The following is a 16,095-nucleotide window of genomic DNA, read 5'->3' as shown; positions in this document are numbered from 1 at the left end:
GCAGTAAATGTATGGAACAACACGTTGCCAGCCCCGTGCCCCTTCCCCACCTGCGGACCCTCGCACGCCTGCGTCGCGCCGGCCTCCCGGGGGGGCTCGGCGTCCTGGCGCTCGGCCTCAGCGCCTGCGGCTCCGGCGGCGGCGGTCTGCCCTCGCTGAACGGGGCCGGGGCCTCCTTCCCGGCGCCCGCCTACCAGCGCTGGGCCGCCGACTACAAGACCGCCAAAGGCTCGCTGGTGAACTACCAGTCTGTGGGGTCCGGGCAGGGGGTGCGCTCGTTCCTGGCCGGCTCGGTGGATTTCGGCGCCACCGACGAGTCGCTCAGCGACGAAGACTTCAAGGCCGGCACGGCCGGCAAGCGCGGCGCCGTGCAGATCCCCATGCTGGGCGGCACGATCAGCCCGGCCTACAACAATCCCGACTGCCCCGGTCTCAAGCTGACCCAGGCCCAGCTGGCCGACATCTTCCTGGGCAAGATCACCAACTGGAGTGCCCTGGGCTGTCCCGACCGGCCCCTGACGGTGGTGCACCGCTCCGATGGCTCCGGCACCACCTTCAACTTCACCAACGCGCTTGCCTGCTTCTCGGAGGAATGGAAGAAGAAGGTGGGCGTCGGCAAGGCGGTGCAGTGGCCCGTCGGGCTCGCGGGCCGGGGGAACGAAGGCGTGGCCGGTGTGATCCAGAACACCGCCGGAACAATCGGCTATGTCAACCAGGCGTACCTGCGGGGCACCGTGAAGCCGGCGGCGCTGCAGAACAAGGCCGGAAAGTTCGTTCTGCCGGACGCCAGCTCCGGAGCGGCGGCCCTCAACAACATCAAGCTCGATGAGCGCCTGGCTGGCGAGGACTGCAACCCCGAGGGGGCGGAGAGCTACCCGATCGTGGCCTTCACCTGGATCCTGGCCTACCAGAGTGGACAGGGAGAGCAGAAGGCGGAAGCCGTGCGCACCTTCCTGCTCTGGGCCCTGGAGGAAGAGCGCCAGAAGCAGGCGGCCGAGCTGGGCTTCGTCCCCCTCAGCGGCGATGTGCTGAAGCGGGCCCGGGATGAGGTGGCCAAGATCAAGGACTGATCCAGGCCGGTATCGCCGCCGAGACTGGCATCGGTTCGGTTTGCCGTGATGAGCGCGAGTTCCAGGGATCCGGCCACCAAGCCGGACCCCAGGCCCCTGCTGCGGCGCCTCTGGTTCTTTGGCCGGGTGGGCCTGGTGCTGCTGGCCATCGAAGCCTGCCGGGTGCTGGTGCACCAGGAGCACTGGGAGGTTCTGACACCGAATCCCCTGTTCTCCGCCCTGGTGGCCTCGGAGGTGTTCCTGCTGGGCTTCCTGCTGAATGGGGTGCTGACGGATTACAAGGAAGGGGAGAAGCTGCCCGGTGAACTGGCCGCCGCCCTGGAATGCCTCGCCCTCGAGGTGCAGGGCCTGGGGCTGCGGCAGCCGGAGGCCGAGGTGCAGGGAACCCTGGCCCTGCTGGCGGACTTCAGCGAATCGCTGCTGACCTGGATGCGGGAGGCGGGGCCGACCCTGCTGCTGCTGGAGCGGCTGGACACGCTGCAGCTGTCGATCGAACGGCTGGGCGTCTGGAATCCAGCCCCGCTGCAGGCGCGCCTGCTGCTGGAGCTGGCCCACATCCGCCGCGGCGTGCAGCGCATCGACGTGATCCGCTCCACCACGTTCGTCCCCTCCGTCTATGGAGTCGCCTACATCGGCACCGGGGTGCTCATCGTCGGGCTGGTGCTCTCCCGGATCGAGCCCTTCGCCGAATCCCTGTTCTTCATCGGGGTGATCTCGCTGCTGTTGATCAAGCTGCTGCTGCTGATCACGGATCTCGACAACCCGTTCGGGGCCAGCCAGGCGCTGTCGGTGGAGAACGTCTCGCTGCACCCCGTCGCCCATGCCGCACAGCGGCTCAGGCGGGTGGCGGAGCCAGGCCCAACGGGCTAATCAAGTAGCGTTGATCTAATCAGCGGGGCCATCGCATGGACGAGGACAGGGCCGTGCTGGCCCGGTTGTCGCTGCTCGACCGCTACCTGCCGCTATGGATCCTGCTGGCCATGGTCGGCGGCCTGCTGCTGGGTCGCTTCTTCCCGGCCATCCAGGGCTGGCTCGATGCCGTGCGCATCGGCAACACCTCCCTGCCGATCGCCCTGGGACTGCTGCTGATGATGTACCCGGTGCTGGCCAAGGTGCACTACGAGGAGCTGGGGCGGGCGGCGCGGGATCGGCGGTTGCTGCGGCTGTCGTTGCTGCTGGTCTGGGGCCTGGGGCCGGCCCTGATGTTCGTGCTGGCCTGGCTGTTCCTGCCCGGCCAGCCGGAGTTCCGCACCGGCCTGATCCTGATCGGTCTGGCCCCCTGCATCGCCATGGTGCTGATCTGGATCGATCTGGCCCGGGGCGACCGGGAGGCGGCCGCCCTGCTGGTGGCGATCAACGCGATCATCCAGGTGCTGGCCTATGCCCTGCTGGGTGGCTTCTACCTGAAGGTTCTGCCCGGCTGGCTGGGGCTGGCCACCCAGGACGTGGCCTTCTCGATGGCGGAGATCGCCGCGGCGGTGCTGGTGTTCCTGGGGCTCCCTCTGCTGGCCGGCTACCTCAGCCGCCGCATCGGCCTGCGCCTCAAAGGCCCCCGCTGGTACGAGCAGCGCTTCATCCCGTTCATCAGCCCGTTTGCGCTCTACGGCCTGCTGTTCACGATCGTGGTGATGTTCGCCCTGCAGGGCCAGGCGATCACCTCCGATCCGCTCACGGTGGCCGCCGTGGCCGTGCCCCTGTTGCTCTACTTCGCGATCATGTGGGGCGTGGCATTCGCGGTGGGCCGCCGCAACGGGCTCAGCTACCCGAAAACGGCCACCCTGGCGTTCACCGCCGCCGGCAACAACTTCGAGCTGGCCATCGCCGTCAGCATCAGCGTCTGGGGGGTCAGCTCCCGCCAGGCCCTGGCCGGGGTGATCGGGCCCCTGATCGAGGTGCCCGTGCTGGTGGCGCTGGTCTACGTGTCGCTGTGGCTGCGGCGCCGCTTCCCGGCCCGGGCAATCGGCTGAACGGCCGCCTCAGGCTCAGCAGGCCAGCAGTTTCCAAGCGGCGATCACCAGCACCACCGCCAGCAACCGGCGGATCCAGGGCGATGGAAAGCGCCGGCTGCCGCCCTAGGCCCCCAACGTGCCGCCGACCAGCACCACCCCCACCAGCGGCGCGAGGGCCCCAGGATCCGGCATGGCGGCCACGCCATGGCGCAGCACCAGGCCGGCCAGGCCGGCGATCGAGTTCACCAGGATGAAGGCCACCGACACGGCCGCCGCCGGTGCCGGTGAGCCCCGCCAGCAGGCCCAGGGCCGCATCGCCCCCGGGTCGGCGGGCAGCTGGCCGACCTGTCGCCAGGCGGAGAACAGCAGCACCGCCCCGATCAGCTGGCGCAGCAGAACGGCCGGCAGGGTGATGGCCCCGCCGACCAGGGCCGCGGGCACCGACGCCAGGGCCAGGGGCACAAAGACATCGCGGCGGAAGTGACCGGCGGCGACGAACTGCAGCGTGCCGACGCTGGCCACGAGCACATTGAGCAACAGGGCGATGGCGCGGATCTCGGGGGCCGGCACAGCCGCCAGGGCCAGCACGGCGATGTAGCCGGAGGCGCCGGCGTGGCCCACCGAGGCCTAGAGAAAGGCCACCGCCGCCAGGGCGATCAGCAGGGGCATAGGAGGATGGCCCCGATCCCGGGCACCGGGCAGGGACGCTGCGATGAAGTTCAAGGATTACTACGCCAGCCTGGGGGTGGAGCGCGAGGCCAGCGCCGAGGAGATCAAGAAGGCCTACCGAAAACTGGCGCGCAAATACCACCCCGATGTCGCCAAAGAGGAGGGGGCCGAGGAGCGCTTCAAGGAGATCAGCGAGGCCTATCAGACGCTTTCGGATCCGGAGAAGCGCCAGGCCTATGACGACCTCGGCCGCCATGGCCCCGGCGAAGAGTTCCATCCCTCCCCGGAATGGGACAGCCGCTTCTCGCGCGGCGGCAGCCAGCAGGAGGTGGACCTGGCCGATCTGTTCGAGCGGATGGGCTTCGGCGGTGGCGGCTTCGGCGGCTTCGCTGGCGGCACCGGCGGACCCCGGCGACAGGGGGCGGACTTCCCGATCCGCGGCCAGGACGTGGAGGTGGCCACCGAGCTGAGCCTGGAGCAGGCCGCCCGGGGGACGGAGGTGTCGTTCTCGCTGAGCGTTCCGGTGCTGGGGGCCGATGGCCGGGTGGAGAAGCAGAGCCGCAGCGGCCGGATCCGGGTGCCCCGCGGCGTGATGGAGGGGGAGCGGCTGCGGGTGCCGGGCAAGGGGGGCGACGGCATCGCCGGCGGTGCCCCCGGCGATCTCTATCTGGAGGTGCGGCTGGCGCCCCATCCCCGCTTCAAGGCCGTGGGCCACGACCTCTACCTGGAGCTGCCGATCGCCCCCTGGGAGGCGGCCCTGGGGGCCGAGATCACGGTGCCCAGCCTCGACGGCCCGGTGGCGGTGAGCCTCAAACCGGGGATGCGCAGCGGCCAGAAGCTGCGCCTGGCCGGCAAGGGCCTGCCCCACCGGCGCGAGGGGGCGGGCGATCTCTACGGTGTGATTCAGATCGTTCTGCCCGAAAAGATCGGCGAACGGGAGCAGGCGCTGTACCGCGAACTCGCCGAAGCCTCCGCCTTTAGCCCCCGCCACAACCTCGAAGGACCTTCCACCGATGGCTGACGATCTGCTGATTCCCGACGACGACGAGGGGTGCACCGTCGCCCTCGAGGAGTTGCTTGCCGCCTCGGGTCTGGGGCACGAGGAGGTGATCGAGCTGGTGCAGTTCGGGGTGTTCCGCTGCGCCCAGCACGCGCCCGTGTGGACCTTCCACGTGCACACGGTGCGCCTGGCCCGCCGCGCCGCCCGCCTGCGCGACGACTTCGGCCTCAACGTGTCCGGGATGGCCCTGGCCCTCACCTACCTGGAGCGGATCGAGGCCCTCGAAGGGCGGCTACGGGAGCTGGAATCGCAGTTGCCGCGGTGAGGTTTCAGCTGGCGGAGTCGTCGTCGATCTCGCCACAGCGCTTCAGCACCGTCGTGATCACGGCCGGAGCGATGCGGAAATCACTTTTGTGCAGCGCATCAAACACCGCCCGGGCCGATGGAATCAGGCCCCGCAGACGGGCCAGGCCAATCACTGCGGCGGTGCCGGCAACCTTCAGGCCGAGCTCGTGGGCAACGGCCCTTCCGGCCCGTTCATCGATCAACAGCAGCACCGGTCCGGGTCTGGAGAGGGCCAGGCGGATGCTGGCCGCTTCGCCTTCGTCGAGGTCGGGCAACTCCAGACCCTGCTGGGGGTCCGGCGTGATCGTCAGCCAGCCGGCCTCAACGGCGGCGGTGATCCTGGCTTCCTGATCGGTGAACCTGCCGGTGAGCACCTCATCGGCCACGGTGGCGGGGAGCAGCACGGTTCCGAACAGTTCCCGCAACCAGCCGATCCCGTTGACCTGGGCCAGGCCGATCAGGGGGCTGGCGTCGCTGATGACGATTGCAGCCACTGCTCCAGGGTGTCGAGATCGGCGCGGGTTTCGGCTTCCGTCAGGCGGATCGCCGCGATGCCGAGGCGCGAGAGATGGGCGATGAAGGTGGCGGTGTCCATGTCGGCCACGCGGGCGGCCCTGGCCAGGGAGAGCTCACCGTCGCGGAACAGGGCCGTGGCCAGGGCGGCCCTGACACCGGGTGCCTGCAGCAGTCCCCCCTGGTCGAGGCCCACCAGCAGGGCATCGGGGTGATCGCGGTTCAGCACCACCACCATGTCGCTCTTGGCCTGCCGCAGCGCCTCGGCCGGATTGTTCTTGAGGCCGCTGACGCTTACCGCACGCATGGCCATTCCTGCAGGGAAGAACCGATAGGACAATGGTATGGCCTCTTGCCATGGGCTTGAGCCAGGGGCCAGTGGCGCCCGCCTACAGCCCCACCTTGCGGCGCCCCCAGGCCATGCCGGCCGCGTAGCCGATGGCCGGCAGCAGCAGCCCTGGGTTCAGGGGGATCTGCACCACCAGAACGATCCCCACCAGCCAGGGGACCAGCAGCAGGCAGCCGAAGGCCAACTGGCTGAAGCGGGAGCGGCGCGCCAGACGGCCCGAGCCCTGCACCAGCCGGGGGACGCCCTTGCCGAGGCCATAGCCCAGCAGCACGGTCAGAACGGTGAGCAGGATCGCGCCCATGGTTGGAAGGAAGGCTCTCGGATTCTGGTGCCAGGGGGGAACGACTGGACGGCATGACCCTCTGGATCTGACCCTGCGGGATTGGCTGGAGCTGCCGTGAAGAGACAGCCGCGCCACGACCACCCACGGGCGAGCTGTTTACCCTGAAGACGTCGGCTGCCGGCTGGACCCATGGCCACTGGATCGGATCTGGACTGGGCGGATTGTTCAGCCGTGGAGCACGATCCACTGCGCGTTAGTGGTGCCTGGGTGTTTCGCGGCTCCCGGATTCCGGTGGCGGCCCTGTTCGAAAATCTGGAAGACGGCGTTTCCCTTGAGGAGTTCGTCGAGCTCTTTCCTGGCGTCAGCGTCGCGCAGGCCCGGCTGGTTCTGGAGCATGTTGCCCGGAGCACGGCGGCGACGGTGGTCTGAGTGCGGATCCTGTTTGATCAGGGGACACCGGTTCCCCTGCGCAGGTATCTGGAAGGCCACGTCGTGGCCACGGCCTACGAGCTGGGCTGGTCCACCGTCACCAATGGCGAACTGATCCGGCTGGCGGAGCAGGAGGGTTACGAGCTGCTGATCACGACCGATACCAACCTTCGTTATCAGCAGAACCTCCAGGACCGCAGCATCGCGATCCTGGTCCTGACCACCACCAGCTGGCCAAGGATTCGCCGGGCCACGCAAGCCATCCGGGCTGCTGTTGCGACCACCATGAGCGGCGATTACAGGGAACTGTTGATTCCCTGAAGCCGCCAATCGCCCCTGCCCTCCGCCCGCAGGTTCGCCCCTATTCGCAGACCGGCACGTAGGGCACCGCGAGCGTGGCGATCGCGCTCTTTTCGGCAAACGCACCGAGCACCTGCTTGCCGCCCCGATTCACCGTGACGAACCGCCCGGCGAAGGTCTCGTCGTAGACCGAGGTGGCGGACAGGCCGGCGGCGCGGGCGCGCTTGAGCAGGTCGCCCACGGTGCCGCCGGGAATGGCAACGCCGAACGTCGTCCGAACACCGGCCGAGAAGGCGAAGACCCGCAACGTGCCCCGTTCGAACTGGGCGGTGCCGTCGATGCCTGCCGGCGCCTTGGGCCCCTGCAGCTTGTAGACGATCGGATAGGGCGGGCCGCCGAGCTTGCAGCCGGGGCCCGGATCGGAGAGCCAGCCGGTGGCGACGGCTTCGGCTCGGCCCATGCCGAGACGCAACGGGCCGATGCCGTCGAGGCGGAGCACCGGGCTTGGTCCGCGCCCATCGGCCCATGTCGATCCGGCCGCCGTCACCGATCCGGCCGCCAGCAGCAGGATGGCCCCCAGGGCCCCAAGCCGTGCAGCGCGACGCAGCGTGTGGCCGATCCGGCGTGTCATGGTCTGACTGTATGGGCACCAGCTCCGACCTCCGCCTGATCGACGGCCCCGACGACGCGCCGGCCACCGTGCTGCTGGCCCACGGGGCCGGGGCACCGATGGACAGCCCGTTCATGGCGGCGATCGCCGGCGGACTGGCCGCGGCGGGCTGGCGGGTGGTGCGCTTCGAGTTCGGCTACATGGCCCGGATGCGGGAAACGGGCCGGCGCCAGGGGCCCGAGCGGATGCCGGTGCTGCAGGAGGCGTTCCGCCAGCAGGTGCGGCTGGAGACGGGCGAGAGTCCGCAGCGGCCATTGTTCATCGGCGGCAAGTCGATGGGCGGGCGGGTGGCCAGCCTGCTGGTGGATGAACTGGCCGCCAGCGACGGGGTGCGGGGCTGCCTCTGCCTGGGCTACCCCTTCCACCCGCCCGGCAAGCCGCTGCAGCTGCGCACCGAGCACCTGGCCACCCTGAACACGCCCACCCTGATCCTGCAGGGGGAACGGGACACGTTCGGCCGCCGCGAAGAGGTGGAGACCTACGACCTCTCGCCGGCGTTGCAGGTGCTCTGGATCCCGAGTGGGGACCACAGTTTCAAGCCCACCCGGAGTTCGGGCCTCAGCGAGGCGGAGAACTGGGCGACGGCGGTGGCTTGGAGTGATGGGTTTCTGAGGGGGGTGCTGAAGGGGTGAGCCTTCCGGCCAGGGAGAACGTCCTCGCGTCTCAGTTTGTCCGGCAGATCCTGAGCTGCCGGATCGCTTGCCTTGGTCGTCGTGGTTGAGAACGGGGCTCAGGCTGCGCTGTCATCAGGGCTTGCCTGACAGCAGCGTTTCGATCAAACCAATCAGGCGTTCTTCCAGCTGATCGATACGCCGCAACAGCCGGGCTTCCGTTTGGGCCAGAGCTTCCTCGCTGACGCCGCCACGACCAGCTCCCGCTACCGACAGCGAGCGTGCAGGGGCGGGCCAAGCGCCATTCGCAAACACGGAGCTCAGATGGTCCCAGGTTTTCTTCTTGGTGGGAGCTGGTCCCAGGGCGGCCTCCAGATGGGCATGGGCCGCTGCGGCCGTGCGGAAGCGGGCCTTGAGCGCTGCTGGATGGCATTGGTCCTTCGGCAGCAAGGGCTGGGGGGACTCACTCAAGGCACCGATGGCCTCCGCCGGGGCGATTTCCTCCACCAGCTGGCGGATCGCGGCGTTCTGTTGGCCCACGGTGCGGAACAGATCGGCATCGCCCTTGGCCATGCGCGCCATCAGCTCGCCGAAGCGATCGCTCAGTTCCCCCATCAGCCCTCTCTTCCTCCGCGCAGCAGGCGGCGCATGCGCTCGATCAGCCTTGTGATGCTGAAGATGCTCCAGTAGCCGGCCTCATCCTTGGCGGCATCAAGCTCTTGCAACAGGCCGTCGAGGGCCTGTTGTTTGTCTTCGAAGGCCTCCAACTCCCGGTGCATGTCCTGGGCGATGCGGAGGGCCTCCGCCTTCTCCTGGCCCAGGGCCATCAACCGGCCCTCATAGCTGCGCAGGGTCTCCAGAAACCGTTCGCGAGCCACCGTGAGCTCCCTGGAGCGGCGTTGCAGCTGGGCCCTCGAGCGGGTGAGGGAGGCGTGGCTGTTGCGCATCGCCTGGTAGTGGTGCTCAATCTGCTCCCGGCTCAGGGCGCTGAGATCGGCGGGGAAATCCCTGGTGGAGCGGATGCCTTTGCAGGCCAGTGGGGCTTGGGCTGGATCGGACGCCACCGGCGTCGATTCAGGGTCTGGCAGGAGGAGGCTCAGCTCCCCTTGCTCGCTATTGGTCATCGGATCAGAGACGCGACCTCCAGCACAGCACCGGAGACGGATGGATGGCCAGCACAGGCCTTGGGCCGGTCATGAATCGATTCACAGGTCTCCGATCGCGATGCCGGAATTGACCCGGCGGCAGGCCAGCTCAGCGGCCAGCCGGCGACGGCGCAAGTCCGCGCTCAAGATTATTGGCGGTTATGCCAGGGCCATAATTTCAACCGAGACATTCATCCCTGACAGAGCCCCCGGCTGCCGGACCCACGCGCACCGGACCAGCGCCGGCCCTCCTGGATGAGCCGCCTGGCGGCCTAGTCCCTGAGCCACCCCCGGGCGTTCACCAGCCGAAGCGCCTCCTGCACCGCCTCCACACAGCGATGGGCCCGGCGCTTCACGTCGTCCTGGCTCTGGGCGCGGAGCAGGTAGGCCTGCATCGCCTCCGGCGTTTCGATCACGGCCAGCAGCCCCTGGGTGCGGCTGCCGATGGCGGGATCGGCCAGCAGCCGGGTGATCAGGTTGTGGTCCCAGAGCCGCTGGCCTAGGGAGCCGGGCGCGAACAGCTGCTCCTGCAGCACACCCAGGCAGCCCTGCCGGAAGGCCTCAAGCTGGCCGGGCCGGAAACGGCGGCTGTTGGGCAGGCCCTCCGGCGACGCCGAGGGCACCCCGACGCCGTGCTCCACGCTCCAGCTAAGCCCGGTGCCGGGCAAACCCACGGTGGTGCGGGGGCCACCGGCGCGGGCCACCGGGATGTTGATGGACGCCCCGCGGCCCCCCAGGGAGATGGAGCTGAGGCCGCTCTTGCCGAAATTGAGCCGCAGGGGGCCGAGGCGGGCGCTGCGGCGGAAGCGGAAGGGCATGGGGACTGCAAAAATCGAGGCTGCTGATCTGGTCGGGACCCACCCCAAGGCCAAGAACCATCGCGAACCATTCAATGGCACCCAACTTGCGTGCTCTTGTTTTCGGCAGACCCGCTTTCAACCAGGCAACATTGGGCGAATGCCTCAATGGAGGCATTGCGCAAAAGGTCAGCCAGCCCTGGTGAACGAACCCTCTCCATGAGCCCTCCCACAATCTACGAGCTCTGCCGGCCAAGGTCCGACGTGCTGGAGGGGCGTATGCGAGATGAGGACTTCGCGGCCGACCTCAGCCAGGTGCTCAAGGGCACTGCACCAGAGCTCTACAAGAACCCGGCTCTGTTCTTCGCCAACACCCACCCGACCAGGGGGCTAGGTGTGTAGTCCCACCAGGTTGTTCAGCAGACGATTGGGTGAGTGGTCGCCAAGGTCAGGGTGTCATTGCTCCTCCCAAGACCTCACACCCCATGCATGGCCTCCCACTGGCCCGTCTGACGCCGATCAGTCGGGAACGCCTGATTCGTCGGCATCTCGATGGGGGCGTGCAGCTCAAGACCCTTGCGGCGCAAGCCGGGATCAGCCTGGGCTGCCCCTACAAGGGGCTGGCCCGGTACCGCTCGATCACGGCCTCGCGCTCTGGAGTCGACCGTTGAATCAGCAGGACCGTGGACTGGTGGTTTTCTGGCGATCAGATCAGGGTTTGAGGCGCTGATCAATACAGAGCACGAAGGAAGCGCCGCTGGCGTGCTCCAACCTCGTGGCCACGGTGCGGCAGCGCTGGCCGGTGGCCAGGCTGATGTAGGTGTCGGTGATGTGCTCATGGAGACCCGTGTCAATCAGGCTGAAGAAATACTCCTTGTTGGCGTGGTCGGTGCCCCGCGTGGCGGGTGTGAACAGGCGGTTCCTCGACCGGGGGAGACCCTGGCCCAGGTGCGTGTTGCTGATCTGCAGTCCGTCGCCATCGAGCACGTAGGCCGCTTCGATCATGGTGTTGGTGCCTACCCAGCTGGCAAGGGCGCCGTCGAACATTTGGGCAGGGATGTGGCGTAGGCCTACACACCCTGCGCGGGCCAGATTGATCAGATCGAGGCCCTCCATCTGGCGGGCCTGGATGGCGGCCACGGCTTTGACCCGTTGCCGGCGGGCGGCTTCCATCAGCGCTGGGTGCAGGGCCGCCAGGTGCAGGTTGGCCGCTGGCTTGGGGCGCGCAAAGTGATAGCCCTGGAAGAACTCTGCTCCGAGGGCGGCGCAGGTGTCCAGTTCTGCCTTGGTTTCCACCCCTTCAGCCAGCACCAGAGTGCCGATGGTCTTTCCAAGTAAGATCAGCGACTTCATCATTTCCTGCTTGACAAAGTCGCGGTCGACTCCGGCGATGAGACTGCGGTCGAGCTTGATGATGTGGGGCCGCAATTCGGCGATGCGTGGCAGGTTGCTGTGGCCGGATCCCAAGTCGTCGATGGCGATCAGGAAACCCAATTCGCGATGGCGCTCCACGAAGCGTTTCAGGGTCATCGTGTCCTGAACCTTGGTTTCGTTGAGCTCGATCACGATGTCGCTGGGTTCCAGACCCGTGGCCTCGGTGGCCTCGAGCAAGGCTCCCGAGCCTTCAATTCCCTCGTCGATCAAGGACGTTTCAAAGTTGAGAAACAGAAAGGGGCGCAGGGACCGGGGCAAGTTGAGATCCCGGTAGGCCTCCATGGCCCGGATGCGGCAGCGGCGATCCAGCTCCAGCAGCTTCCCAGCCTTGCGGGCCTTGGCGAACTTCTGTCCGACACCCATGAGCGCCGGGCGCGCGAGGGCCTCCAGGCCCACCACGGAGGTTTGCTTCAGGGAGACGATGGGTTGAAAGTGAATGGTTAGCTGATTCGATGGGAGGATCGCAGAGACCTCCATCGGTGGCTCCATAAGTTCAGCGTGAACCATTGAGCGCGAATGACGGCGGATTACATTTTTAGCGAGCCAGCAGCATTGAACCCTAGGGAACATCTGAAAAACGTACTAAAATCAACCGAGATCAAGACTGAGGCTGGAACGGAAGGTCGTCCCCCTCCAGCTGGGCTTGTCGGACCACGAGCAAACTCACGCCAAAAAGAGGACGCGTCGCCAGCGCTTCTTGGATGCGATGGAGGCCACGGTTCCCTGGGAAGCCTTCCTGGCCTTGATCGAGCCCTGCTGCCGGCCTACTTGCGGATCTAGAACAGCCGCAGGTGCCCCATGGCCCTGGGTGGCCTCACCCCCCAACAGCGGCTCGCTCAGCTGCAGGCATGAACAACCTGGTGGGAAAGCACACCTAGGCCGTCGGCACCCAGTTTTCAACCTGCAGGCTCAGGGCATGGGCCGCGATCATCGTGTCGAGTGGGCCATTTGGAGTGCCCCGGCGCTCCAGGTCCGTACGCAGCTCGGCCGCCACCACACTACAGGGGCCAATCTCTCCGAGCCGGTAGCGCTTGAACCGCCCCACTACCGCGGCTGGATTGGCGTTGATGATGGTGATGCAGATGTTGGTATCGAGCAGGATCATGGGCTGATCGCTTCCCGGATCTGCTCTTCCGACTGCCCACGCGTGATCACAAAGCCCGGCTCGAAGGCGGCCAACCCGGCCTCCAGGGTTTGCCAGGGGTCATCGATGGGCAGCAACAGCACCCCATTGCCGAAATGCTTCACCACCACCTCGCTGCCGCTGAAGCGGCACGCCTTCGGCAGCCGCACCGCCTGGCTGCGGCCCGACTGGAACAGACGTGCGGTGTCCATGGCAGGCCCTGATCCGGTAGTGAGCAGTGGTAGCCACCACTGCTTGCTCTGGTCTCACGGCGACAAGGCCAGGGCCGGGCATCGATCGAACGCCTGAGGCCCCCAGATCCGCCACCCCCCTACGCTGTAGAACGAAACGTTCAACATCAGGATTCATGGCGATCGGGGTGCGGGTGGAGCCGGAACTCGAGCGGCGGCTCGATCAGCTGGCCCTCCAGCTCGGCAAGAGCCGCAGTGCCTGCGTGCGCGACGCCATCACCCAGTACCTCCTGCGCCATGGCGATGGCGAGGAAGCCCGCCGTCAATCGCAACGGCTGGCCGAACGGGAACCGCAACAGCACTGGAGCGAACAACTCCCTGACTGGAGCGACTGGACCGCATGAGCCTGCCTGCGCTCCGCCGCGGCACCGTGGTGACCGTGGCCAGCCCGGGGGCGTACTCCGGCAAACCACGCCCCGCCGTGGTGGTCCAGGCGGATCGCTGGTTGCAGGCCCATCCGAGCGTCACCCTCTGTCCGCTCACCAGCACCCTGGTGGACGCTCCCCTTGTCCGGCTTCCCGTCCAGCCAACGGCACGCAATGGCCTGAAGAAGCCGTCCCAGCTGATGGTCGACAAGCTGTTCACGGTGCCGCTCAGCTCCCTGGGCAAGGTGGTGGGGCAACTGGAGCCCCAGCTACTGATCGAGCTGGATCTGGCCCTGCGGGGTTGGCTGGAACTGCCCTGAGCTGGCCGCTCCCGCTGCCAGGATTCAACGCAACGCCAGCAACGCCGTTATGCCCCTGCCCCAGCTGATGCCGCTGTTGGCGGCCGTGGCGATCGCCCCTTGCCCCGCTCCCGTGAAGGCCCAGCTCGATGGCCTCTACCGCTGGCAGGTGGCTCGGCAGGACGTGAGCGGTCCGATCGAGCTCAAGAGCCAGAAAAGCCGCTTCACCGATGGGCTGTACCAGAAGCTGCGGCGTGCCTATGGGCTCGATCCGAACAGCGGCAGCTTTGTCGACTTCGATCTGTTCAGCGGCACCCAGGTGGGGACCTTCGGCGCCAAGGTGCTGGGCTGCACCGCTGCCCCCGGCGGAGGGCTGGAAGCCCGGGTGGCGGTGCAGGCAGGCCTGCGCAACCGCCCCATTGAGGCGCCGCAGCTGTTGCGCTATCAGCTGGTGCGCGGCCCTGCCGGCAGCTGGAAGATCGCCGACATCGTCTATGCCCATCCGGCCGGGTTCCGCCTTTCCAGCTATCTGGCTGAGCTGCTGGGACCCAAGCCCTGACGGCTGCAGGTGCTGGGGGCAAGCGGATTCAGCGGCTCTCCTGCGATGACGCGTGGCCGCTGCTGGCCGGAGACGACGCGTCAGGACGCCCTTGCTCAAGTCGCTCCGCGAGCCAGACCTTGATGATCGACTGGCGGGTCACGCCGAGGCGTGAGGCCTCACGGTCGAGTTGCTCGACCATCCAGAGGGGGAAATCCACGTTGACCCGCTTCTGTTTCACGGGGGCTCGACGGGCGCCGTTGAGATCGAGCGCCTCCAGCACGGATTGACCGGCATCGAAGCGGCGATCGAATTCAGAGCTGTTCATAGAGCTGGACCTCCTCCAGGCGGGAGCGACGGACGGAAATGAGGCGGATTGTCGAGCCGCGGTAGGTGATCACTGCCGACCAATGTTTGCGATGGATCTTGCCAATCACGAGGAAGCGCGGCTCGCCAGTTGTGCGTGCAGGGACCTCAAGCAAGGCTGGATCGCTCCAGAGGGCTTGAGCCTCGACGAAATCGATGCCGTGCTTGGCCAGGTTGGCCTCGCTCTTGACCGGGTCGAACTCCACATCCATTGTGAGCTGATTTTATACCTTTTCCGCTCTCAGCGGCATCTGGATCGTCGTCTCCACCTGATGCCAGGGTCAGACTTCAGCAACCCCTGCTCCGGAACGATGGCGCACCCGTCAGCCGCGCAGATCGCCCGCCTGGGCCGCCAAGGGGTGGCCCTGTTCTTCGTGTTCATGCTCAGCGCCGAGCTGCCCAGCCAGATCTTCCACCTCGTCCAGCACCTGATCGGGCCGGCGCCGAACGCCATCGCGGAAACCCTCGAACACCTCGGGGTGCTGCTGGTCTACCTCCTGTCCCTGGTCTGTGCCCTGTTCCTTGCCCAGCAGGAGCTCTGCCGCACGCGCCTGCTGAGTTCCTACCCGCCACACGAGCCTGTCCCCCTCGCCATGCATGTGCTCGGCCTGGTTTGGGGCCTGCTGGCGGTGTTCCTGCTGCGCTGAACGGGGCGTGCTCAGGTTTTGCCAGGGGCCACCACTGGAACTTGATCGCAAGCGCTAACGATGCAAGCGTTGACAGCAGCTCCCGTTCGGAGGTCGACATGGCCACCCTCACGATCCGCAACCTCGACGACACCACCAAGGTTCAGCTGCGTCTGCAGGCCGTGCGCCATGGTCACTCGATGGCGGAGGAAGCCCGCAGAATCCTTCGCCAGGCCGTGCTTCCCCAGCCCTCTGCCTCTGACAGCCCATGTCTGGGGAGTCGCATCCACGCCCACTTCGCTGCGCTTGGTGGCGTGGAGCTGGAACTGCCGGCCTGATCGTTCTTGACGCAATCGTGATTGCCGAGCTGATGCGGCCCCAGCCGGAGCCGGCGGTGCTGGCCTGGGCGGATGGTCTCGTTCCCGCGGAGGTGGGCATCACGGCGATGAACGAAGCGGAGATCCTGCACGGCCTCATCCGGCTGCCGGGGGGTCGTCGCAAGCGGGCGTTGCTGGACAGATGGCAGGTGCTGGTGACGAACCTGCTGGGCGATCACGTGTGTGCTCTCTGTAGGGGGACCACCCAGTGTCAAGCCCACGTTGAGCTTCTGGCCGGCGTGCAGTTTTGGGAGCTGGTTGATGCCGGCTCAGGTGAGCTTGAGGTCCTTGAGAAGGTCGCTTCCCACGACCCGGTTCCGCGCACCCCAAGGTTCACCCGCCGCCCGAAGGTGCCGGAAGCGCAGATCAGTGCCATGGCTCTTGCATCCACACCTGCAGAGCAGGGGTCCTATCTGATGATTCGCAGCGGTGCTGCTTGCTGTCTTCAGACAGCAAGAGGCCCGGGAGTGCTGCTACCGCTGGCGGACAGCAACCAGAAGGGTCATGGGCCAGGATGAATCATCAAGTCAATGCTTTCTGGCTTACCCAGGTCGTTGACCTCCGAGAGAGCCTGAGGCAGCCTCTA

The 16,095-nt window shown here is 67.1% G+C and carries 29 protein-coding genes; 16 read left to right on the top strand and 13 right to left on the bottom strand.

The window, feature by feature from the left end; translation table 11 throughout:
- Positions 1–11: 11 nt before the first annotated feature.
- From pstS to arsB, 3 genes are read left to right on the top strand one after another with little or no spacing between them, the layout of a single operon-like run.
- Positions 12–1,070, top strand: coding sequence for a phosphate ABC transporter substrate-binding protein PstS (gene pstS, locus H6G99_RS11300; RefSeq protein WP_190611578.1), 1,059 nt, complete (start codon positions 12–14; stop codon positions 1,068–1,070).
- A gap of 48 nt (positions 1,071–1,118) precedes the next feature.
- Positions 1,119–1,940 (top strand): hypothetical protein, encoded by an 822-nt coding sequence (locus H6G99_RS11295; protein ID WP_190611577.1) that lies wholly within the window; start codon positions 1,119–1,121, stop codon positions 1,938–1,940.
- A gap of 35 nt (positions 1,941–1,975) precedes the next feature.
- Positions 1,976–3,037, top strand: a complete 1,062-nt coding sequence (gene arsB / locus H6G99_RS11290; RefSeq protein WP_286191112.1) for an ACR3 family arsenite efflux transporter — start codon at positions 1,976–1,978, stop codon at positions 3,035–3,037.
- 105 nt (positions 3,038–3,142) lie between these two features.
- On the opposite strand, the gene H6G99_RS11285 is transcribed toward arsB, so the two are convergent.
- Positions 3,143–3,640, bottom strand: a complete 498-nt coding sequence (locus tag H6G99_RS11285) for a hypothetical protein (protein WP_286191111.1) — start codon at positions 3,638–3,640, stop codon at positions 3,143–3,145.
- A gap of 91 nt (positions 3,641–3,731) precedes the next feature.
- Here H6G99_RS11285 and H6G99_RS11280 point away from each other — a divergent pair, with 91 nt between their 5' ends.
- Entirely contained in the window at positions 3,732–4,709 is a 978-nt protein-coding gene (locus tag H6G99_RS11280) for a DnaJ C-terminal domain-containing protein (RefSeq protein WP_190611576.1), read from the top strand.
- Positions 4,702–5,013 carry a chaperone modulator CbpM gene (locus tag H6G99_RS11275; RefSeq protein ID WP_190611575.1) on the top strand — a complete coding sequence of 104 codons (312 nt, stop codon included), beginning with the start codon at positions 4,702–4,704 and terminating at the stop codon, positions 5,011–5,013. The genes H6G99_RS11280 and H6G99_RS11275 overlap by 8 nt, the downstream gene beginning before the upstream one ends.
- Positions 5,014–5,017: 4 nt before the next feature.
- Here H6G99_RS11275 and H6G99_RS11270 read toward each other — a convergent pair whose 3' ends face one another.
- The 3 genes from H6G99_RS11270 to H6G99_RS11260 all read right to left on the bottom strand — a co-directional run bounded on the left by H6G99_RS11270 (position 5,018) and on the right by H6G99_RS11260 (position 6,196).
- A complete protein-coding gene (locus H6G99_RS11270) occupies positions 5,018–5,527 on the bottom strand; it encodes a PIN domain-containing protein (protein ID WP_094584987.1) in 510 nt (169 codons plus the stop codon).
- Positions 5,491–5,853, bottom strand: a complete 363-nt coding sequence (locus H6G99_RS11265; RefSeq protein WP_094585076.1) for a UPF0175 family protein — start codon at positions 5,851–5,853, stop codon at positions 5,491–5,493. The genes H6G99_RS11270 and H6G99_RS11265 overlap by 37 nt, the downstream gene beginning before the upstream one ends.
- A gap of 82 nt (positions 5,854–5,935) precedes the next feature.
- Positions 5,936–6,196, bottom strand: a complete 261-nt coding sequence (locus tag H6G99_RS11260; protein ID WP_094584986.1) for a hypothetical protein — start codon at positions 6,194–6,196, stop codon at positions 5,936–5,938.
- A 171-nt stretch (positions 6,197–6,367) separates the two neighbouring features.
- Here H6G99_RS11260 and H6G99_RS11255 point away from each other — a divergent pair, with 171 nt between their 5' ends.
- Together H6G99_RS11255 and H6G99_RS11250 are read left to right on the top strand one after the other, a co-directional pair.
- Complete coding sequence (locus H6G99_RS11255) at positions 6,368–6,607, top strand: DUF433 domain-containing protein (RefSeq protein WP_094584985.1); 240 nt, start codon at positions 6,368–6,370, stop codon at positions 6,605–6,607.
- A gap of 63 nt (positions 6,608–6,670) precedes the next feature.
- Positions 6,671–6,928, top strand: coding sequence for a hypothetical protein (locus tag H6G99_RS11250; protein ID WP_353617232.1), 258 nt, complete (start codon positions 6,671–6,673; stop codon positions 6,926–6,928).
- Positions 6,929–6,968: 40 nt separating this feature from the next.
- On the opposite strand, the gene H6G99_RS11245 is transcribed toward H6G99_RS11250, so the two are convergent.
- On the bottom strand, positions 6,969–7,538 hold the full coding sequence (locus H6G99_RS11245; RefSeq protein ID WP_094584983.1) for a hypothetical protein: 570 nt from the start codon (positions 7,536–7,538) through the stop codon (positions 6,969–6,971).
- 11 nt (positions 7,539–7,549) lie between these two features.
- Between H6G99_RS11245 and H6G99_RS11240 the strand changes: the two genes are divergently transcribed.
- Entirely contained in the window at positions 7,550–8,209 is a 660-nt protein-coding gene (locus H6G99_RS11240) for an alpha/beta family hydrolase (protein WP_094584982.1), read from the top strand.
- 114 nt (positions 8,210–8,323) lie between these two features.
- Here H6G99_RS11240 and H6G99_RS11235 read toward each other — a convergent pair whose 3' ends face one another.
- The 3 genes from H6G99_RS11235 to H6G99_RS11225 all read right to left on the bottom strand — a co-directional run bounded on the left by H6G99_RS11235 (position 8,324) and on the right by H6G99_RS11225 (position 10,151).
- Entirely contained in the window at positions 8,324–8,803 is a 480-nt protein-coding gene (locus H6G99_RS11235) for a hypothetical protein (RefSeq protein WP_094584981.1), read from the bottom strand.
- Positions 8,803–9,252 (bottom strand): hypothetical protein, encoded by a 450-nt coding sequence (locus H6G99_RS11230; RefSeq protein WP_094584980.1) that lies wholly within the window; start codon positions 9,250–9,252, stop codon positions 8,803–8,805. The genes H6G99_RS11235 and H6G99_RS11230 overlap by 1 nt, the downstream gene beginning before the upstream one ends.
- A 353-nt stretch (positions 9,253–9,605) precedes the next feature.
- On the bottom strand, positions 9,606–10,151 hold the full coding sequence (locus tag H6G99_RS11225) for a DUF4236 domain-containing protein (RefSeq protein ID WP_094584979.1): 546 nt from the start codon (positions 10,149–10,151) through the stop codon (positions 9,606–9,608).
- Between the two features lie 198 nt (positions 10,152–10,349).
- On the opposite strand from H6G99_RS11225, the gene H6G99_RS11220 reads away from it, so the two are divergent.
- Together H6G99_RS11220 and H6G99_RS11215 are read left to right on the top strand one after the other, a co-directional pair.
- A complete protein-coding gene (locus H6G99_RS11220) occupies positions 10,350–10,532 on the top strand; it encodes a DUF499 family protein (RefSeq protein ID WP_143594048.1) in 183 nt (60 codons plus the stop codon).
- A gap of 83 nt (positions 10,533–10,615) precedes the next feature.
- Positions 10,616–10,801, top strand: a complete 186-nt coding sequence (locus H6G99_RS11215; RefSeq protein ID WP_233133864.1) for a leucine zipper domain-containing protein — start codon at positions 10,616–10,618, stop codon at positions 10,799–10,801.
- 40 nt (positions 10,802–10,841) lie between these two features.
- On the opposite strand, the gene H6G99_RS11210 is transcribed toward H6G99_RS11215, so the two are convergent.
- From H6G99_RS11210 to H6G99_RS11200, 3 genes are all read right to left on the bottom strand, one after another.
- Positions 10,842–12,041 (bottom strand): sensor domain-containing phosphodiesterase, encoded by a 1,200-nt coding sequence (locus H6G99_RS11210; RefSeq protein WP_190611574.1) that lies wholly within the window; start codon positions 12,039–12,041, stop codon positions 10,842–10,844.
- 397 nt (positions 12,042–12,438) lie between these two features.
- On the bottom strand, positions 12,439–12,669 hold the full coding sequence (locus H6G99_RS11205) for a PIN domain-containing protein (RefSeq protein ID WP_190611573.1): 231 nt from the start codon (positions 12,667–12,669) through the stop codon (positions 12,439–12,441).
- Positions 12,666–12,899, bottom strand: coding sequence for an antitoxin (locus tag H6G99_RS11200; RefSeq protein ID WP_094584976.1), 234 nt, complete (start codon positions 12,897–12,899; stop codon positions 12,666–12,668). Before H6G99_RS11200 ends, H6G99_RS11205 begins: the two co-directional genes overlap by 4 nt.
- 155 nt (positions 12,900–13,054) lie before the next feature.
- Here H6G99_RS11200 and H6G99_RS11195 point away from each other — a divergent pair, with 155 nt between their 5' ends.
- From H6G99_RS11195 to H6G99_RS11185, 3 genes are read left to right on the top strand one after another with little or no spacing between them, the layout of a single operon-like run.
- Positions 13,055–13,282 carry a ribbon-helix-helix protein, CopG family gene (locus H6G99_RS11195; protein WP_094584975.1) on the top strand — a complete coding sequence of 76 codons (228 nt, stop codon included), beginning with the start codon at positions 13,055–13,057 and terminating at the stop codon, positions 13,280–13,282.
- Positions 13,279–13,623: a type II toxin-antitoxin system PemK/MazF family toxin gene (locus H6G99_RS11190; RefSeq protein ID WP_190611572.1), complete on the top strand. Its 345-nt coding sequence runs from the start codon at positions 13,279–13,281 to the stop codon at positions 13,621–13,623. The genes H6G99_RS11195 and H6G99_RS11190 overlap by 4 nt, the downstream gene beginning before the upstream one ends.
- Before the next feature lie 49 nt (positions 13,624–13,672).
- On the top strand, positions 13,673–14,161 hold the full coding sequence (locus H6G99_RS11185) for a hypothetical protein (RefSeq protein ID WP_094584974.1): 489 nt from the start codon (positions 13,673–13,675) through the stop codon (positions 14,159–14,161).
- A 28-nt stretch (positions 14,162–14,189) separates the two neighbouring features.
- On the opposite strand, the gene brnA is transcribed toward H6G99_RS11185, so the two are convergent.
- Both brnA and H6G99_RS11175 read right to left on the bottom strand, forming a co-directional pair.
- A complete protein-coding gene (gene brnA / locus H6G99_RS11180) occupies positions 14,190–14,468 on the bottom strand; it encodes a type II toxin-antitoxin system BrnA family antitoxin (RefSeq protein WP_219904301.1) in 279 nt (92 codons plus the stop codon).
- The gene (locus H6G99_RS11175) at positions 14,455–14,718 is read right to left on the bottom strand and encodes a BrnT family toxin (protein WP_094584973.1); all 264 of its coding nucleotides are present in this window, start codon (positions 14,716–14,718) and stop codon (positions 14,455–14,457) included. Before H6G99_RS11175 ends, brnA begins: the two co-directional genes overlap by 14 nt.
- A 99-nt stretch (positions 14,719–14,817) precedes the next feature.
- Here H6G99_RS11175 and H6G99_RS11170 point away from each other — a divergent pair, with 99 nt between their 5' ends.
- The 3 genes from H6G99_RS11170 to H6G99_RS11160 all read left to right on the top strand — a co-directional run bounded on the left by H6G99_RS11170 (position 14,818) and on the right by H6G99_RS11160 (position 16,027).
- Positions 14,818–15,153: a hypothetical protein gene (locus tag H6G99_RS11170; RefSeq protein WP_094584972.1), complete on the top strand. Its 336-nt coding sequence runs from the start codon at positions 14,818–14,820 to the stop codon at positions 15,151–15,153.
- Positions 15,154–15,251: 98 nt separating this feature from the next.
- Positions 15,252–15,470 carry a FitA-like ribbon-helix-helix domain-containing protein gene (locus H6G99_RS11165; protein WP_094585074.1) on the top strand — a complete coding sequence of 73 codons (219 nt, stop codon included), beginning with the start codon at positions 15,252–15,254 and terminating at the stop codon, positions 15,468–15,470.
- A 17-nt stretch (positions 15,471–15,487) separates the two neighbouring features.
- Positions 15,488–16,027, top strand: a complete 540-nt coding sequence (locus H6G99_RS11160; RefSeq protein ID WP_190611571.1) for a PIN domain-containing protein — start codon at positions 15,488–15,490, stop codon at positions 16,025–16,027.
- Positions 16,028–16,095 lie beyond the last annotated feature (68 nt).

This window comes from Synechococcus sp. FACHB-909 (assembly GCF_014698945.1).
In the GTDB taxonomy this organism is placed as follows: domain Bacteria; phylum Cyanobacteriota; class Cyanobacteriia; order PCC-6307; family Cyanobiaceae; genus Cyanobium.
Note: the sequence above shows the minus strand (reverse complement) of the source record. Positions and strands in the feature narration are given on the sequence as shown.

Excerpts from the sequence above, each read along its gene's own strand:
- pstS (WP_190611578.1), top strand. The coding sequence starts at position 12 with ATGGAACAACACGTTGCCAGCCCCGTGCCCCTTCCCCACCTGCGGACC.
- H6G99_RS11295 (WP_190611577.1), top strand. The coding sequence starts at position 1,119 with ATGAGCGCGAGTTCCAGGGATCCGGCCACCAAGCCGGACCCCAGGCCC.
- arsB (WP_286191112.1), top strand. The coding sequence starts at position 1,976 with ATGGACGAGGACAGGGCCGTGCTGGCCCGGTTGTCGCTGCTCGACCGC.
- H6G99_RS11280 (WP_190611576.1), top strand. The coding sequence starts at position 3,732 with ATGAAGTTCAAGGATTACTACGCCAGCCTGGGGGTGGAGCGCGAGGCC.
- H6G99_RS11275 (WP_190611575.1), top strand. The coding sequence starts at position 4,702 with ATGGCTGACGATCTGCTGATTCCCGACGACGACGAGGGGTGCACCGTC.
- H6G99_RS11265 (WP_094585076.1), bottom strand. The coding sequence starts at position 5,853 with ATGCGTGCGGTAAGCGTCAGCGGCCTCAAGAACAATCCGGCCGAGGCG.
- H6G99_RS11260 (WP_094584986.1), bottom strand. The coding sequence starts at position 6,196 with ATGGGCGCGATCCTGCTCACCGTTCTGACCGTGCTGCTGGGCTATGGC.
- H6G99_RS11255 (WP_094584985.1), top strand. The coding sequence starts at position 6,368 with ATGGCCACTGGATCGGATCTGGACTGGGCGGATTGTTCAGCCGTGGAG.
- H6G99_RS11245 (WP_094584983.1), bottom strand. The coding sequence starts at position 7,538 with ATGACACGCCGGATCGGCCACACGCTGCGTCGCGCTGCACGGCTTGGG.
- H6G99_RS11240 (WP_094584982.1), top strand. The coding sequence starts at position 7,550 with ATGGGCACCAGCTCCGACCTCCGCCTGATCGACGGCCCCGACGACGCG.
- H6G99_RS11235 (WP_094584981.1), bottom strand. The coding sequence starts at position 8,803 with ATGGGGGAACTGAGCGATCGCTTCGGCGAGCTGATGGCGCGCATGGCC.
- H6G99_RS11225 (WP_094584979.1), bottom strand. The coding sequence starts at position 10,151 with ATGCCCTTCCGCTTCCGCCGCAGCGCCCGCCTCGGCCCCCTGCGGCTC.
- H6G99_RS11220 (WP_143594048.1), top strand. The coding sequence starts at position 10,350 with ATGAGCCCTCCCACAATCTACGAGCTCTGCCGGCCAAGGTCCGACGTG.
- H6G99_RS11215 (WP_233133864.1), top strand. The coding sequence starts at position 10,616 with ATGCATGGCCTCCCACTGGCCCGTCTGACGCCGATCAGTCGGGAACGC.
- H6G99_RS11210 (WP_190611574.1), bottom strand. The coding sequence starts at position 12,041 with ATGGAGGTCTCTGCGATCCTCCCATCGAATCAGCTAACCATTCACTTT.
- H6G99_RS11205 (WP_190611573.1), bottom strand. The coding sequence starts at position 12,669 with ATGATCCTGCTCGATACCAACATCTGCATCACCATCATCAACGCCAAT.
- H6G99_RS11200 (WP_094584976.1), bottom strand. The coding sequence starts at position 12,899 with ATGGACACCGCACGTCTGTTCCAGTCGGGCCGCAGCCAGGCGGTGCGG.
- H6G99_RS11195 (WP_094584975.1), top strand. The coding sequence starts at position 13,055 with ATGGCGATCGGGGTGCGGGTGGAGCCGGAACTCGAGCGGCGGCTCGAT.
- H6G99_RS11190 (WP_190611572.1), top strand. The coding sequence starts at position 13,279 with ATGAGCCTGCCTGCGCTCCGCCGCGGCACCGTGGTGACCGTGGCCAGC.
- H6G99_RS11185 (WP_094584974.1), top strand. The coding sequence starts at position 13,673 with ATGCCCCTGCCCCAGCTGATGCCGCTGTTGGCGGCCGTGGCGATCGCC.
- brnA (WP_219904301.1), bottom strand. The coding sequence starts at position 14,468 with ATGAACAGCTCTGAATTCGATCGCCGCTTCGATGCCGGTCAATCCGTG.
- H6G99_RS11175 (WP_094584973.1), bottom strand. The coding sequence starts at position 14,718 with ATGGATGTGGAGTTCGACCCGGTCAAGAGCGAGGCCAACCTGGCCAAG.
- H6G99_RS11170 (WP_094584972.1), top strand. The coding sequence starts at position 14,818 with ATGGCGCACCCGTCAGCCGCGCAGATCGCCCGCCTGGGCCGCCAAGGG.
- H6G99_RS11165 (WP_094585074.1), top strand. The coding sequence starts at position 15,252 with ATGGCCACCCTCACGATCCGCAACCTCGACGACACCACCAAGGTTCAG.